The sequence below is a fragment of the Micromonospora sp. NPDC005257 genome (assembly GCF_042872445.1).
Lineage (GTDB): Bacteria > Actinomycetota > Actinomycetes > Mycobacteriales > Micromonosporaceae > Micromonospora.
Map to the genome: position 1 here is coordinate 219,818 of NZ_JBIAKL010000005.1, position 16,027 is coordinate 235,844.

Here is a 16,027-nt window from a genome sequence, read left to right on the forward strand (position 1 = left end):
TCTCCGTTCCCGGTCAGCGCGCCTGCGCGCGGACGTAGTCAGCCCAGCCGGCCTGGAACTCGTCGAACGACACGCCGAGCACGTCCCGGGCGGCGCGGTCGGTCGGGGTGCCGGCGTAGACGGCCTCGACGAAGCGGAACAGCTTCGGCTCACCGTGCTTCTCGGCGAGGTGGTTCATCGCGGTGTGCCCGAGCCAGTAGTGGAAGCTCAGCCGGTCGGGGTTGTCCCACTCGCCGTTGCCGGGCAGCTTGCCGTTCCACCCGTTGCGGACCAACTGCCGGGCCGGCGCGGTGCGTTCGCTGGCGGTCAGCGGAAGGCCGCTGAAGGCGATGTACTCGGCGAAGCCCTCGACCACCCACTCGTCGAGCTTGTTGAACTCGTCCACGGCGGCCAGGTCGGTGCGGAGCGTCATCAGCGAGTGCGCGATCTCGTGCCGCAACACCATGCGGGCGTCGTTGTCGCCGCCGGAGCGGGTGAAGTAGCGATCGGTGGTGTCCACCACGATGCGGGTGCCGCCGATCGTGGCCTTGCCGTCCTTGCGCTCGGCCGCGACCATGCCCACCGAGAAGCCCGCCGCGGTGGCCTTCTCGGTGCCGATCCGGTAGAGCGAGGTCATCTCGTCCTTGCCCGCGGCGAACGTGACGACGAACTTGCCCGTCATCGGTTCGGGCGGCGCGTTGGCCCGCCACACGGCCAGGTTGTCCGTCACCGACCTGTCGACGGCCAGGGCGTACCGTACCGCCAGGTCGGCCCGGGCCGCGTCGGTGATGATCAGGGCGTACGCGGTCCGCTCGACATGGATCTCCTGCCACTTGTCCCACGGCCCGGGGTAGTAGACGGTCTTCGAGTCGCCGTTGCCGCCGGCCGGTGCGCCGGTCACAGCGGTGACCCGGATCGGCGCGTCCTTGCCGGCGCGGACGATCGTCCAGCGGTACCACTCGGCGACCGGGGCCAGGTCGAAGCCGTCCAACTGGTGCACGAACGAGACGTCGAGCTGGAACGTGACGCCCTGCCCGAACGCGTCGCTGGCGCGGCCCTGCTTCTCGACCGTCTCGTAGCGGGCCACCGACAGCGGCAACTTCGCCAGGTTGCGGAAGAGCTGGGTCTGCCCGGCGATCAGCTCCTCGCGGGCCGGGTCGAACGCGGCCAGGTAGCCGTCCAGGTCCTTCGCCGCCAGCGCCTTGCTGTGCCGGTCGAGCAGGGCGTTCAGCTCGGCGTCCGTGACGGTGACGCCGTTCGCGCCGGCTGCCGCCTTCGGCGCCGGGCCGTCCTCGTCGTCGCCGCGCAGGCCCAGCCCGACGCCGACCGCCGTGCCGGCGCAGACCGCCAGCGCGAGCGCGCCCGCCGCGAGACCGATCCATAGCCCTCGGCGGGACTTCGGCGCCGGGGGCGGCGGCGGCCCCCACGGGACCGGCTGCGCGGGCGGCGGTGCTCCGTACCGGGGGTCGGCGTTGCCGGGCGGCGGCCAGCCCGCCGCGGGAGGGTGCCCCTGCGTCATCTGGTTCCTCGCTCGTGCCGTGTGCGGGACCGGCCGGACGGTTCCGCGCGGCCGGACGACGGGAGCCATCATCCCCGGTCCGGACGACGGATTCTGCCCCGGCTGGCGTGTCTGGTCGATTCGTCCCCCGGGTGCCGCTCGTTGCAGGACGTCGAGACATCCGCCACGTCCGGCGTCCAGGGCCAGCGGGATCGGCCCGCGCGGTGACAGACTGTGCGATGCACTTCTGCCGGGACGTCTGAGGGAGGCGCCGTGCGCTGGCGCAGCTACGTGGCGGTGGGCGACAGCTTCACCGAGGGCATGGACGACGCGTATCCGGACGGCAGCTACCGGGGCTGGGCCGATCTGGTCGCCACCCGTCTCGCCGCCGAGGCCGGACCCGACTTCGGGTACGCCAACCTGGCCATCCGGGGCCGGCTGTTCCCGAACGTGGTGGCCGAGCAGGTGCCGTCCGCGCTGGCCATGAAGCCCGACCTGATCAGCTTCGCGGCCGGTGGCAACGACGTGCTGCGCCGCAGCTTCGACCCGGACTCGTTCGTCCCCCGCTTCGACTCGGTCGTGCAGCGGCTGCGGTCCGTTGGCAGCGACGTGGTGCTGTTCCGGTTCGCCGACGTGATGTCCCGGCTGCCCGGCCAGCGGATGATGGCCCCGCGCGTGGCGTTGCTCAACCGGGTGGTGGGCGAGGTGGCCGAGCGGCACGGCGCGATCCTGGTCGACCTGTACGCCGACGACACGTACCTCAACCCGCTGCTCTGGAGCACCGACCGGATTCACCTCTCCGCGGAGGGCCACCGCCGGGTCGCCGCCCAGGTGCTCACCGCGCTCGGCGTCGGCTGCGACGAGGAGTGGCTGCTGGTCCCGCCGCACCCGGCGCCCAGCCCGTGGATGGCCGCCCGTGCCGCCGATCTGCGCTGGGCCGGCAAGCACCTCGCGCCGTGGCTCAAGCGTCGGCTGACCGGGCGGTCCTCCGGGGACTTCCTCACCGCCAAGCGGCCGGTGCTCGGCCCGGTCGACGCCGACTGAGCGTGCGTACCGTCCACGCCGCCGACCTGCTGCGGCTGACAGCCGACGACCCGCCCCGCGCCGGGTTGGCCGTCGTGGTCGCCGGTGACCGGGTCGAGGCGATCGTGCCGACGGCCGAGTTGTCCGGCGCGTACCCCGGGGTGCGGGTGCGGCGGTGGGCCGGCACTCTCGGGCCGGCGCTGGTGCACGACGGCCCGCTGCCCCCGGCGCCCACGCCCCGCGAGCGGGTGCACGCGCTGTTCCGGCTCGGCGTCGCCGCGGTGGTCGAGGAGCACGTCACCGATCCGGCGCTGCGGGCCGCCGCCGCCCGCAACGACGTGGCGGTGCTGCCCAGCGTGCGGCCGCCCGCGCTGGTGGCCGGCGGGCGGGCCGACCTCGCCGTGTTCGGTCCGGACGGCTCCTGCCTGGCCACAGTGGTCGCCGGGCGTCTGGTGCACCGCCGCGCCTGACCCCCGCCGGACGGCTCGACCTTCACCGCCGATCGTCCGATGTGCTACCTCGCCGGGCTATTGGGATCGTCCGATGTCCGACCGGATGGATAGCATCCGCTGCCCCCGTCGATCGAGCACGGGGCGACATCAGGGAAAGGGTGGATGGGGTTTGACCCTCACGCCTGACAGAAATCGACGTCGAAACGGCCGGCGAGGTCTGCTCGCCGCCGCGCTGTCGATTGTGACCGTGGCCGGAACGGTGACCGCCACCGCGGCGCCGGCCGCCGCGTACGACATCCGCTACGAGATCGTCGAGGGCTGATCGCCTGATCGCACCGGCCCCACCACCTTTCGCGAGGTGGTGGGGCCGGTGTCACATCCGTCGCCCCGGATCCGGCGTACCTTGGGGATCATGCCTGTGCCGAGCGATCCGCATCCCCGCCTCCAGTCGTACGCCGACCCGCAGCGCCTGGTCACCACCGAGTGGCTGGCCGAGCACCTGGGCGACGAAGGGCTCGTGGTGGTCGAGTCCGACGAGGACGTGCTCCTCTACGACACCGGCCACATCCCCGGCGCCGTCAAGGTCGACTGGCACACCGAACTCAACGACCAGGTCACCCGCGACTACCTGGACGCCGCGAGCTTCGCCGAGATGTGCGCGGCCAAGGGCATCGGGCGGGACGACACCGTCGTCTTCTACGGCGACAACTTCAACTGGTGGGCCGCGTACGCCCTCTGGGTCTTCACGCTCTTCGGTCACCCCGACGTGCGGCTGCTCGACGGCGGCCGGCAGAAGTGGATCGCCGAGGGACGGGAACTGACCCGGGACAAGGTGAGCCGGCCCCGCGCCTCGTACCCGGTGCCGGAGCGGAACGACGCGCCGATCCGCGCGTACCGGGAGCAGGTCATGGACCACGTGGCGGCCGGCCGGCCGCTGGTGGACGTGCGTTCACCGGGCGAGTACACCGGCGAGATGCTGCACATGCCGGACTACCCGCAGGAGGGCGCGCTGCGCGGCGGGCACATCCCGGGCGCGGTGAGCAAGCCGTGGAAGTCCGCCGCGAACGACGACGGCACGTTCAAGTCCGCCGACGAGCTGCGCGCCATCTACGCCGACCAGCTCGGGCTGAGCCCGTCCGACGACGTGGTGGCGTACTGCCGGATCGGCGAGCGGTCCAGCCACACCTGGTTCGTGCTGCACCACCTGCTCGGGTTCCCGCAGGTACGCAACTACGACGGCTCGTGGACCGAGTGGGGCAACCTGGTCCGGGCCCCTGTCGTGAGGGGCGACCAGCCCGGCGGCCTGACCCGCTGAGCGTCCCGGCCGGTCCCGCCGTCACCGCGCGGTGGGACCGGCCGCGTTCCGGGTCGGTCAGCGGGCGGCGATCGACAGTCGGCCCGGGACGTCGCTCGCCACCCAGTCGACAGCGCCGGTCTCCGGCCGCCACCGGGCCAGCCCGGCGTCGTAGTGGAACAGCAGCGCGCCGTCGGCGGTCCAGCCGTACACCTCGCAGCACCCCTTCGCCCGGTCCTCGCGGCCCAGGTCGAGCAGGCGGGTCACCGCCCCGGTCCGGGCGTCGAGCACCGCCACGCCCTCGGCGCCGATCGTCGTGCCGGCGGCGCCCGCGGTGGTGGTCCACCCGGCCTGCCCGATCCGGTCGCCGCGCTGCCAGCCCCGCCCGTAGACCTCGTTCACCTGGTAACCGGGGGGAAGCTCCCCGGTGGTCACCGGCCGCCGCTCCGGCGCGCGCCGGCCCGACCGGATCACCGGCATGGCGTGGTCGTCCCGATTCCGGATCCACCACCGGATCGCGAGCACGTACCGCTCCGGCCCGGTGCTGCTCGCCGGGGACGCGGCGCACGTGCACAGCCCCGCCGGTGGGCAGGGGATGAACCTCGGCCTGCGGGACGCGGTCGCCCTCGGCGACGCGCTCGCCGCCGGCCCGCAGGCCCTCGACGGGTACGCCGCCGATCGCCGTCCCCTCGCCGAGGAGGTGCTCGGTTTCGCCGCCGGGCTGACTCGGCTCGCCGCCGTCCCACCGGCCGTGCGACCGCTGCGGAATCTGCTGCTCCGGGTGGTCTCCGCGCTGCCGCCGGCCCGCCACCGTATCGCCGTCCGCCTGGCCGGCTTCGAACCCACTCCCTCCCGCCCTCGTCCTTGACCTCGCTGATCTTGCAGTGGCGGCCCCTTCGCCGTTCCTTGTGTACGCCCTTGCCCGGGCGAAAAGTGCAAGATCGCGGGGAGTTGGGGCGAGGGTGAGACGGGACGGACACTGTCGGCGCTGACCGGTACGGTGAGCGCCGAAATCCGAACCGGGAGCGCGATTGGACCGCACCTTCCAGGTCGACCTCCGTGGCGTGGTCGACCTGCTCAGTCATCACCTCTACGGCAGTCCGCGGGTGTACGTGCGCGAGCTGCTCCAGAACGCCGTCGACGCGATCACCGCGCGCCGCTCCGCCGAGCCGAAGGCCCCGGCCCGGGTCCGCATCGAGCCGCCGGAGCTGACCGGCGACGGCACACTGCGCGTGCACGACACCGGCATCGGCCTCACCGAGGCGCAGGTGCACGAGCTGCTCGCCACCATCGGCCGCAGCTCCAAGCGCGACGAGCTGGGCTTCTCCCGGCACGAGTTCCTCGGCCAGTTCGGCATCGGCCTGCTCTCCTGCTTCCTGGTCGCGGACGAGATCCGGGTGGTCACCCGGCACGCCGACGAGCCCACTGTGCTCTGGACGGGCTGGTCCGACGGGCGGTACGCGGTGCGCCTCGCCGAACCGGAGCAGGCCCGGGACGAGCCCGGCACCACAGTCACGCTGGTGCCCCGGCGCGACGCCGACCAGTGGCTCGGCGTACCCACCGTCACCGAGCTGGCCCGTCTCTACGGCGGCCTGCTGCCGGTCGACATCCGGGTCGGTGACACGCCGACCACCGCCGGCCCGCCGCCCTGGCCGACGACGCCCGGAGCGCCGGTCGACCGCGTCGCCCTCCATCGGTACGCGCAGGAACTGCTCGGGGTCGTCCCGTTCGACGTGGTGCCGCTGTCGGTGCCGGAGGCCGGCCTGACCGGCGTGGCGTTCATCCTGCCCACAGCGGTGAACCCGGCCGCCCGGACCGGGCACCGGGTCTACCTGAAGCGGATGCTGCTCAGCGAGCACGCCGACGGGCTGCTGCCCGAGTGGGCCTTCTTCGCGCACTGCGTGATCGATGCCGGCGAGCTGCGTCCCACCGCCAGCCGCGAGGCGCTCTACGAGGACGCGCTGCTCACCTCCGTCCGGGAGGCGCTCGGCGACCAGATCCGGGGCTGGCTGGTCCGGCTGGCGAAGCACGACCCGCGCCGGCTCGGCGAGTTCCTCCAGGTGCACCACCTCGGGGTCAAGGCGCTGGCGATGCACGACGACGAGATGCTGCGGCTGGTCGACCAGTGGTGGCCGATGGACACCAACGTCGGCACGATGACGCTCGCCGAGTTCCGGCAGCGCCACGGCGTGCTCCGGTACGCCGCCAGCCTGGACGAGTTCCGCCAGCTCGCCGCAGTGGCCGCCGCGCAGGACCTGGCCCTGGTGAACGGCGGTTACACGTACGACACCGAGCTGATCGAGCGGCTGCCCACCGTGGATCGCTCGGTGCTGATCGAGCGGTTGGAGCCGAGCGACCTGACCACCCGGTTCGAGATCCTCGACTCGGCGACCGAGCTGGCCCTGCGGCCGTTCCGCACCGCCGCGCAGCGGGCCCTCGAACGGCTCGGCTGCGAGGTGGTGATCCGGGCGTACGACCCGGTCTCGCTCCCCGCGCTCTACCTGGTGTCCCGCTCGGCGGCGTTCCACGACCAGCTCGTCGCCAGCCGCGACAAGGCCGATGAGTTGTGGGGCGGGGTGCTCGACGCGCTCGCCGCCACGGCCCCGCCGGACCGCCCGCAACTGGTGCTCAACCACCGCAACCCGCTGGTGCGCCGGGTCACCACGCTCGCCGACCCGGAGCTGGTCGGGCTGGCCGTCGAGGCGCTCTACGGGCAGGCGCTGCTGCTCGGGCACCACCCGATCCGGGCGGCCGACGCCGCACTGCTGAACAGTTCCTTCCTCGGCCTCCTCGGCCGGGCCGTACCGGGAGAGACCCGTGACTGACGACGACCTCTGGCGCATGCACCACGAGATCGAATCCATGCCGTACGGCCCGGGGCAGATCGCCGCGCTGGAGCAGTTGCTGCGCCGCGCCGACGCGGGCGACGACCGGCACCTCGCCTTCGCCGCCCGGATCATGGGCACCACCGCGTACGTCTACGGCGGCGAACCGGCGAAGTCCTTCGTCACGTTCTCCTGGTGCCTGTCCGAGTACGACAAGGATCCGCAGCCCTACCACCAGCGCTACACGCACCAACTGCTGTGGTTCTTCAAGTACATGGTCAACGCCATGGTGAAGTTCCCGGAGCTGCCGCTGGACCGGACGTACGCGGTCCTCGACGACATGGAACGGCGCTACCGCGAGTCCGGGCACTCGCTCCAGGCGGTCTACAAGCACCGCTACCTGGTGGCCGCGCACCTGGGCGACGAGGAGGCGGCGGACGGGTGGTACCGCAAGTGGATGACCACGCCCCGCGACGCACTCTCCGACTGCGCCGGCTGCGACCCGACCACGCAGGTCACGCACCTGGTGCGGCTCGGTCGCCACGAGGAGGCGGTGGCGCTGGCCGAGCCGGTGCTCGCCGGCCGGCTGACCTGTAACGAGCAGCCACAGGGGATCCTCACCGCGCTGCTCACGCCCTACCGGGAGACCGGCCGGACCGACGCCGCGCGGGACGCGCACCGGGAGGCGTACCGGCGGGTGCGCGGACACCTCGCCGACCTGTGGGACATCGCCGACCACATCGAGTTCTGCACCGTCACCGGCAACGAGGCGCGCGCGTTGGAGCTGGTCGAGCGGCACCTGGACTGGCTGGACCGGGCGCCCACCCCGGCCGCCGCGATGCACTTCGCGGCCGCCGCCTCGGCGGCGCTGCGTCAGGTGCCGGCCGAGCTGACCGTGCACCGCCGCGCCTCCGGTGAGCGGCCGGCCGCGGACGTGCCGGCGGGCGCGCTCGCCGACGAGCTGGCCGGTACGGCGACGGCGCTGGCCGAGCGCTTCGACGCGCGCAACGGCACCACGCACCAGTCCGGGGTGATCGCCCGCAAGCTGGCGGCCGGGCCGGTCGGCGAGCACCTGCCGCTCTCCGCGAGCATGCGTCGCCCGGCGGTGCCCGCCCCGCGTACCGGCTCGGACGCTTCGGTGGCCGTCGCGCAGCCGGTCGCCGTGCCCGCCGACGCCGGTGCCGACGAGTTGCTGGGGCTGGCGGAGGACTACTGGCGCACCAACCGCCGGGACGGTCTGGGCGCCGCGTTGCACGCGTACGACAAGCGGTTCGGCGACGCCGACGTGCCCGCGAGCACCCGGGCCTGGCGGCTGGAGCTGCGGGCCGGTGAACTGTCCCAGGACGACGACGGCGTGCCGGCGGCGATCGCTGTCAACCAGGAGGCGCTCGCCGCATGGCGGGACGTGCCGGATCCGCTGCGCGAGCAGGTGGTGGCCGGGCGGCTCGGTGTGCTGCTCAGCATGGTCGACGAGAGCGCGGACGAAGGGCTGGCTCTGGCCCGGGAGTCGGCCGAATACCTGACCGCGAACGGCGAACCGCGCGACCGGGCCGCGGGCTGGGACCGGCTCGCCCTGGCCCACGTGCACCGCGGGCGGTGGGCGGAGGCGCTCGACGCGCTCGACCGGGCCGAGCCGGACGCCGACGCCGATCCGTGGCTGGCCGGCCGGGTCGCGCTGCACCGCACGCACGTGCTGGAACAGTTGGAGCGGGCCGAGGAGTTCCGGGACGCGGCGGCGCGGTCCCGCCGGCTGGCGGGCGAGCTGGGCGACACCGACATGCTCATCGGCGCCTGCCTGGCGTACGCCCGAGCCGCCGACGATCCGGCCGACGCGGTGGCCGCGTGTGACGAGGCGCTGTCGGTCGCCCCGCCCGGCGTCCACCTGCCGCTGCGGGTGACCCGGGGCCGGGCGCTGATGGCCGCCGACCGGGCCGGCGAGGCGGTGGAGGATCTGGCCGAGGCGGTCACCCTCTGCGTCGAGCAGGGGCTCGACGGCGACGCGCTGCTGCGCTGGGAGCTGGCCGAGGCGTACCGGGTGGCCGGGCGGCTCACCGAGGCCGCCGAGGTGGCCGAGGAGGCGGTGCTCGGGCTCGACCGGGCCGGCGCGCAGGCCGAGGCGGACCGGTGCCGGCACCTGCTGGCCGGCATCTACGCGGGGCTGGGCGAGACGGACCTGGCGCTCACCGCGCTCGACAAGCTGGCCGAGAACCTGGACGGGCCGGACAACCTCCCCCATCGGGCGCAGGTGCTCGAAGAATCAGGTGGCCTGCTCTACGACGCCGACCGGGACGCCCTGGCCGCGCAGCGGTTCGCCGCGGCGGCGACCGCCTGGCGGCTGGCCGGCTATCAGGTGGACGAGCTGCGGTCCCGGCGGCGGGAACTGCTAGCCCTGCACTGGTCCGGCGATCTGCCGGCCGCGGTGGCCGCGATCGACCGGGTGGACGAGGCGGCGGCCGCGCTCCCGGGCGGGGCCGACGAGCCGCCGGTGCTCACGTACGAGCGGGCAATGGCCGCCGACGCGGTGGCCCGGGTGCTGATCGGCGAGGACCGGATCACCGCCGCCCTGGACCGGGTGGACGGCGTGCCGGAGCGCCTGCGGTCGATCGAGGCGTTCGGCGAGGCGGCGCAGGTCGAGGTGCTGACCGGTGAGCTGCTGCTGCGCGACGGCCGGCCGGAGCAGGCCGAAGGACTGCTGCGCCCGGTCCTCGCCGGGCTGCCCGCCGGTTCCCGCCCGGCCACGCAGGCCGCCTGGCTGCTGGCCCGGGCGCTCGACGAGCAGGGCCGGGAGGCCGAGGCGGCGAAGGTCCGCGCCGAACACGGCATCGAGGAGGACTGAGACGGCGAGCCGGGGCAACAGTCCACCGCGGCTGCCCCGGCTCGTACGCGAGGTCTAGGCTGGGCCGGTGGCGGTGGAACAGCAGGCACGGGGGGCGGCGGGTGCGGCCCGGCGGCGGTCCCGGCGGGACGAGATCCTGGAGATCGCGGTCGGCCTCTTCGCGGCGCGCGGCTACCACGGTGTGTCGATGGACGACATCGGCGCGGCGGCCGGGGTCACCGGGCCGGCGCTCTACCACCACTTCGCCGGCAAGGAGGCGATGCTCGCCGCCGCGCTGATCCCGGTGAGCGAGGGGTTGCTCGCGGGCGGGCGGGAACGGGCCGCCGCCCATCCGGGCGATCCGCGTGCCGCGTTGGAGTCGTTGATCGATTTCCATGTCGACTTCGCGCTGGCCCATCCGGCGGTGATCGCGTTGCACCTGCACGAGCTGGACCGCCTCCCGGACGAGCCGCGCCGCCGGATCCGCCGGCTCCAGCGGATGTACGTCGAGGAATGGGTCACCGTGCTGACCGCGCTGCACCCCGGCCTGCCCGACGGCGCGGCCCGGGTGCTCGCCCACGCGGCGTTCGGCCTGATGAACTCGACCCCGTTCCTCGGCGGGGAGGTGGACCGCCGGCGCCGTGCCGAACTGCTGCGCGGCGCGACCCTCGCGGCCCTGCTCGCGCCCACCGATCCGGCCTGACACGCCGCGCGCACCTTAACGCGTGTTAAGAAGAGACCCCGGCTTTGCGTCGAGAAGGGGTCATGTCCGTGCAGAAGATGATCGAATCGTTGTTGGTCGCGAATCGGGGGGAGATCGCGCGGCGGATCATTCGTACCGGCAGGCGGCTCGGGATCCGGACGATCGCTGTCCACTCGGAGGCCGACGCCGGCCTGCCGTTCGTGACCGAGGCCGACGAGGCGGTCTGTGTCGGCCCGGCCAACCCGGCGCAGAGCTACCGCAACGTGGAGGCGATCCTCGACGCCGCCCGTAGCACCGGCGCGCAGGCGATCCACCCCGGCTACGGCTTCCTGTCCGAGAACGCGGACTTCGCCCGTACCGTCGAAGGGGCCGGCCTGATCTGGGTCGGGCCCGGCGCGGACGCGATCAGCGCGATGGGCGACAAGATCAATGCCCGGAACCTGATGGCGGCGGCCGGTGTCCCGGTCGCGCCCGGCACCACCGAACCGGCGACCGACCTGGCCGCGGCGGTGGCCGCCGCGGAGATCGGCTACCCGGTGATGGTCAAGGCCGCCGCTGGTGGCGGCGGCATGGGCATGGGCGTGGCGGCCGACGAGACGGCGCTGCGCACCGAGTACGACAAGGTCCGCGCGTTCGCCGAGCGGATGTTCGGCGACGGGTCGGTGCTCATCGAGCGGTACTTCCCCCGGGTGCGCCACGTCGAGGTGCAGATCCTCGGCCTGGCCGACGGCCGGGTGGTGGCGCTCGGCGAGCGGGAGTGCTCGGTGCAGCGGCGTAACCAGAAGCTGGTCGAGGAGTCGCCGTCCCCGGCGGTCTCGCCGGAGCTGCGCGAGCGGTTCCTGGCCGCGGCGGTACGGGCGGGCGAGGCGGTGGGTTACCGCAACGCGGGGACCGTCGAGTGTTTGCTGGTCCCGCGTGAGCGGGATTTCAAGGGCGACAGCTCCCTCGTCGAAGAGTTCTTCTTCCTGGAGATGAACACGCGGCTGCAGGTCGAGCACCCGGTCACCGAGTACGTCTACGGCGTCGACCTGGTCGAGGAGCAGCTGCGGGTGGCGTCCGGCCTGGCACCGACGTTCGACCCGGACGCGCTCACCCCGCGCGGTCACGCCATCGAGCTGCGGATCAACGCCGAGGACCCGAAGCGTTTCCTGCCCGGTCCGGGCACGATCTCCACCTGGAACGAGCCGACCGGCGCCGGTGTGCGTGTCGACTCCGGCTACGTCGCCGGCAACACCGTCACGCCGTTCTACGACAGCCTGATGGCCAAGCTGATCGTCAGCGGCGCGACCCGCGAGGAGGCGGTCGAGCGGGCGCGGGCGGCGGTCGCCCAGTTCGAGATCGCCGGCCCGAAGTGCAACCTGCCGTTCTTCGCCGAGCTGCTGGAGAACCAGGAGTTCCTCTCCGGCGACTACGACACCGGCATCGTCTCCCGGATGCGCTGACGCCACCCGGTGTCACGCTTGAACCAAGTGAGGTGAACCTGATGGCGCAACGTCCGGAATCCGTGAGCATCCGTGAGGTCGGTCCCCGCGACGGCCTCCAGAACGAGGAGCCCATCCCCACCGACGCCAAGGTGCGGCTGCTCGACGCGCTGTCCCGTACCGGGGTCCGGCGCATCGAGGCCGTCTCCTTCGTCCACCCGAAGGCGATCCCGCAGATGGCCGACGCCGACGAGGTGTGGCAGCGGGCGGAGAAGGTCGACGGGGTGCGCTACTCCGCGCTGGTGCCGAACACCCGGGGCGCGCAGCGGGCGCTGGCGGCCGGCTTCACCGAGATCGAGGTGGTGGTCTCGGCCAGCGACACGCACAACCGCCGCAACGTCAACCGTTCCACGGACGAGTCGCTCGACGACATCGCCGAGCTGATCGACCTGCTGCACGGCGCGGGCGCCACCGCCGAGGTGATCGTGGCGACCAGCTTCGGCTGCCCCTACGAGGGTGACGTCGACCCCCGCCGGGTCGCCGCGATCGTCGATCGCGTCGCCCGCGACGGCGCGGACCGCGTCGCCTTCGGCGACACCACCGGCATGGGTACGCCGCGGCGGGTCCGCGAACTGGTCACGGCGGTCCGGGACCGTAACGCCCACCTGCCGGTGCTGCTGCACTTCCACAACACCCGGGGCACCGCCCTGGCGAACATGCTCACCGCTATGGAGCTGGGCGTCACCGAGTTCGACGCCAGCGTCGGCGGTCTGGGCGGCTGCCCGTACGCCCCGGGAGCCAGCGGCAACCTGGCCACCGAGGAGGCGGTGCACATGCTGCACGACATGGGCATCGACACCGGCATCGACCTGGATGCCCTGATCGAGGCCGCCGAACTGGCGGAAACCCTGGTGGGCAAGAAGCTCCCGTCCGGAGTCCTCCGAGCCGGCCCTCGCACCCGCCTGACTCCCCTTCCGACCTGACCCTCCCCGCCGCCCTCGCCCCTCCCCACCCCGTTGATCAAGAAGTTTGTGTCCTCGTTCGGGTGCCCGGAGGACACGAACTCCTTGACCACGGGAGTGGATGAGTGGGTGGAGTGGGCGGGGGCCAGCGGGTCGCCGGGAGGGGCGGCGTTGGGGTAGCCTAACGATCGTTCAGGTCGGTGGCGCCCTGCGCGGGCGGTGGCAACGGGAGTCGGCGTGACGCTCGATGGTGAGGCTCTGGAGCAGCTACGCAAGCGCGCCCGCGCCGGCGGCGCGGACAAGTACCACGCGGCCAACGCCGCGAAGGGCAAGCTGTTCGCCCGTGAGCGCGTGGCCTACCTGGTCGACGAGGGCTCCTTCGTCGAGGACGGGCTCTACGCCAACGCCATGGCCGACGGGCTGCCCGCCGACGGCGTGGTCACCGGCACCGCCACCATCGACGGGCGCCCGGTCTGCCTGATGGCCAACGACTCCACGGTCAAGGCCGGAAGCTGGGGCGCGCGTACCGTCGAGAAGATCATCCGGATCATCGAGCGGGCGTACGCGACCGGCGTCCCGATGGTCTACCTGGTCGACTCGGCCGGCGCCCGGATCACCGACCAGGTCGACCTGTTCCCGGGGCGGCGCGGCGCCGGCAAGATCTTCTGGAACCAGGTCCGCGCCTCCGGCTCGATCCCGCAGGTCTGCGCGCTGTTCGGCCCGAGCGCGGCGGGTGGGGCGTACATCCCGGCGTTCTGCGACGTGGTGGCCATGGTGGACGGCAACGCCAGCATGTACCTCGGCTCCGACCGGATGGTCGAGATGGTCACCGGCGAGAAGACCACGCTGGAGGCGATGGGCGGCGCGAAGGTGCACTGCGCCGAGTCCGGCGTGGGTCACTTCCTCTGCAAGACCGAGAACGACGCGCTCGACGTGGTGCGGACCTACCTGTCGTACCTGCCGTCGAACTGGAAGCAGGACCCGCCGGCCGCCGAGGCGGTGGCCGCGCCGGAGAAGGCCGACCTGGCCGCGCTGGTCCCGGCCAGCGAGCGGCAGGCGTTCGACATGCGCCGGTACGTCAAAGGGCTGCTCGACGAGGGCAGCTTCTTCGAGATCCAGGCGCTCTGGGCCAAGGAGTTGACCATCGGGTTCGGCCGGCTGAACGGCGAGGTCGTCGGCGTGATCGGCAACAACTCGATGTTCAAGGGCGGCGTGCTCTTCGTCGACTCGGCCGACAAGGCGACCCGGTTCGTGCAGCTCTGCGACGCGTTCAACGTGCCGCTGCTGTTCCTCAGCGACGTGCCCGGGTTCATGGTCGGCAGCGCGGTGGAGAAGCAGGGCATCATCCGCCACGGCGCGAAGATGATCACGGCGATCTCCGAGGCGACCGTACCCAAGATCTGTGTGGTGGTCCGCAAGGCGTACGGCGCGGGTCTGTACGCGATGGCCGGCCCCGGCTTCGAGCCGGACGCCACGATCGCGCTGCCCACCGCGAAGATCGCGGTGATGGGCGCGGAGGCCGCCGTCAACGCGGTCTACGCCAACAAGATCGCCGCCATCGAGGACGAGGCCGAGCGGGCCGCGTTCGTGGCCGCGAAGCGCGAGGAGTACGAGCGCGACATCGACGTGGTCCGCCTCGCCAGTGAGCTGGTGGTGGACGCGATCGTCGAGCCGCACGAGCTGCGCGTCGAGCTGGTACGCCGGTTCGCCGCCGCGCGCGGCAAGGAGCGGCACTTCTCCCGGCGCCGGCACGGCGTCACCCCGGTCTGACCGACCCACGCACCGGCGTCACGAGCGCCCGGCCCGTCCGCACCGCCGTCCCACCAGGAGGATCAGATGGACTTCCGGCTCAGCGACGAACAGGAGGCGCTGCGCTCCAGCGTGCGGGAGTTCGCCCGCGACGTGGTCGCGCCCACCATCGCCGAGCACTACGAGCGGCACACCTTCCCGTACGAGATCGTCCGTCAGATGGGGAAGATGGGCCTGTTCGGTCTGCCCTTCGCGGAGGAGCACGGCGGCATGGGCGGCGACTACTTCGCGCTGTGTCTCGCGCTGGAGGAGCTGGCCCGGGTGGATTCCAGCGTGGCGATCACGCTGGAGGCGGCGGTGTCGCTCGGCGCGATGCCGATCTACCGGTTCGGCACCGAGGAGCAGAAGGAGCGGTGGCTGCCGAAGCTGCTCAGCGGTGAGGCGCTGGCCGCGTTCGGGCTCACCGAGCCGGGCACCGGGTCGGACGCGGGCGGCACCCGGACGCGCGCGGTCCTGGACGGCGACGAGTGGGTGATCAACGGCTCGAAGGCCTTCATCACCAACTCCGGCACCGACATCACCGCGCTGGTCACCGTCACCGCCGTCACCGGTACGCGGCCGGACGGCGGCAAGGAGCTGTCCACGATCATCGTGCCGTCCGGCACGCCCGGCTTCACCGTCGCGCCCGGCTACTCGAAGGTCGGCTGGACCGCCTCGGACACGCACGAGCTGACGTTCGACGACTGCCGGGTGCCGGCGGCCAACCTGCTCGGCGAGCGTGGCCGGGGCTTCGCCCAGTTCCTGCGCATCCTGGACGAGGGACGGATCGCCATCGCGGCGCTCGCCGTCGGCCTGGCCCAGGGCTGCGTCGACGAGTCGATCAAGTACGCGAAGGAGCGCCAGGCGTTCGGTCAGCCGATCGGCAACTACCAGGCCATCCAGTTCAAGATCGCGGACATGGAGATGAAGGCCCACACCGCACGGCTGGCCTACTACGACGCGGCGGCCCGGATGCTCGCCGGTGAGCCGTTCAAACGTCAGGCGGCCATCGCCAAGCTGCACGCCAGCACCGTCGCGGTGGACAACGCCCGCGAGGCGACGCAGATCCACGGCGGGTACGGCTTCATGAACGAGTACCCGGTCGCCCGCTTCTGGCGTGACTCCAAGATTCTGGAGATCGGTGAGGGCACCAGCGAGGTGCAGCGCATGATCATCGCGCGCGACCTCGGTATGTGACATTCACCCGCGTCCTCGTCCTGTCGGATAACGGCGGTGGACGGTCGGGTGGTTGACGATGGGCTGTGGA

General features: G+C 72.7%; 14 protein-coding genes. 12 read left to right on the plus strand and 2 right to left on the minus strand.

The features are described 5' to 3' along the window. Positions 1-13: 13 nt before the first annotated feature. Positions 14-1,498, minus strand: a complete 1,485-nt coding sequence (locus ACFYO8_RS13250; RefSeq protein ID WP_387189504.1) for a hypothetical protein — start codon at positions 1,496-1,498, stop codon at positions 14-16. Between the two features lie 252 nt (positions 1,499-1,750). Here ACFYO8_RS13250 and ACFYO8_RS13255 point away from each other — a divergent pair, with 252 nt between their 5' ends. The 4 genes from ACFYO8_RS13255 (at position 1,751) to ACFYO8_RS13270 (ending at position 4,267) form a co-directional block, all read left to right on the plus strand. Then, positions 1,751-2,521 carry an SGNH/GDSL hydrolase family protein gene (locus ACFYO8_RS13255; protein ID WP_354866376.1) on the plus strand — a complete coding sequence of 257 codons (771 nt, stop codon included), beginning with the start codon at positions 1,751-1,753 and terminating at the stop codon, positions 2,519-2,521. 2 nt (positions 2,522-2,523) lie between these two features. Further along, complete coding sequence (locus tag ACFYO8_RS13260) at positions 2,524-2,970, plus strand: hypothetical protein (protein ID WP_387189502.1); 447 nt, start codon at positions 2,524-2,526, stop codon at positions 2,968-2,970. 73 nt (positions 2,971-3,043) lie between these two features. Further along, positions 3,044-3,274, plus strand: a complete 231-nt coding sequence (locus ACFYO8_RS13265) for a hypothetical protein (RefSeq protein WP_387257226.1) — start codon at positions 3,044-3,046, stop codon at positions 3,272-3,274. A 90-nt stretch (positions 3,275-3,364) separates the two neighbouring features. Then, complete coding sequence (locus ACFYO8_RS13270) at positions 3,365-4,267, plus strand: sulfurtransferase (protein WP_387257228.1); 903 nt, start codon at positions 3,365-3,367, stop codon at positions 4,265-4,267. A gap of 57 nt (positions 4,268-4,324) precedes the next feature. Here ACFYO8_RS13270 and ACFYO8_RS13275 read toward each other — a convergent pair whose 3' ends face one another. Continuing rightward, entirely contained in the window at positions 4,325-4,681 is a 357-nt protein-coding gene (locus tag ACFYO8_RS13275) for a hypothetical protein (RefSeq protein WP_387257229.1), read from the minus strand. On the opposite strand from ACFYO8_RS13275, the gene ACFYO8_RS13280 reads away from it, so the two are divergent. From ACFYO8_RS13280 to ACFYO8_RS13315, 8 genes are all read left to right on the plus strand, one after another. Continuing rightward, complete coding sequence (locus ACFYO8_RS13280) at positions 4,674-5,114, plus strand: FAD-dependent oxidoreductase (RefSeq protein WP_387257230.1); 441 nt, start codon at positions 4,674-4,676, stop codon at positions 5,112-5,114. The genes ACFYO8_RS13275 and ACFYO8_RS13280 overlap by 8 nt on opposite strands. A 163-nt stretch (positions 5,115-5,277) precedes the next feature. Beyond that, positions 5,278-7,071 (plus strand): HSP90 family protein, encoded by a 1,794-nt coding sequence (locus ACFYO8_RS13285; RefSeq protein ID WP_387257231.1) that lies wholly within the window; start codon positions 5,278-5,280, stop codon positions 7,069-7,071. Further along, positions 7,064-9,907, plus strand: a complete 2,844-nt coding sequence (locus tag ACFYO8_RS13290; protein WP_355014966.1) for a hypothetical protein — start codon at positions 7,064-7,066, stop codon at positions 9,905-9,907. The genes ACFYO8_RS13285 and ACFYO8_RS13290 overlap by 8 nt, the downstream gene beginning before the upstream one ends. A 67-nt stretch (positions 9,908-9,974) precedes the next feature. Further along, positions 9,975-10,589, plus strand: a complete 615-nt coding sequence (locus tag ACFYO8_RS13295) for a helix-turn-helix domain-containing protein (RefSeq protein WP_354866360.1) — start codon at positions 9,975-9,977, stop codon at positions 10,587-10,589. Positions 10,590-10,666: 77 nt separating this feature from the next. Next, positions 10,667-12,031 (plus strand): biotin carboxylase N-terminal domain-containing protein, encoded by a 1,365-nt coding sequence (locus ACFYO8_RS13300; protein ID WP_354866772.1) that lies wholly within the window; start codon positions 10,667-10,669, stop codon positions 12,029-12,031. A 41-nt stretch (positions 12,032-12,072) separates the two neighbouring features. Continuing rightward, entirely contained in the window at positions 12,073-12,993 is a 921-nt protein-coding gene (locus tag ACFYO8_RS13305) for a hydroxymethylglutaryl-CoA lyase (RefSeq protein ID WP_355014967.1), read from the plus strand. A 216-nt stretch (positions 12,994-13,209) separates the two neighbouring features. Next, entirely contained in the window at positions 13,210-14,742 is a 1,533-nt protein-coding gene (locus tag ACFYO8_RS13310) for an acyl-CoA carboxylase subunit beta (RefSeq protein WP_354866356.1), read from the plus strand. A gap of 66 nt (positions 14,743-14,808) precedes the next feature. Further along, positions 14,809-15,957: an acyl-CoA dehydrogenase family protein gene (locus tag ACFYO8_RS13315; protein WP_354866354.1), complete on the plus strand. Its 1,149-nt coding sequence runs from the start codon at positions 14,809-14,811 to the stop codon at positions 15,955-15,957. The last annotated feature ends 70 nt before the right edge of the window (positions 15,958-16,027 follow it).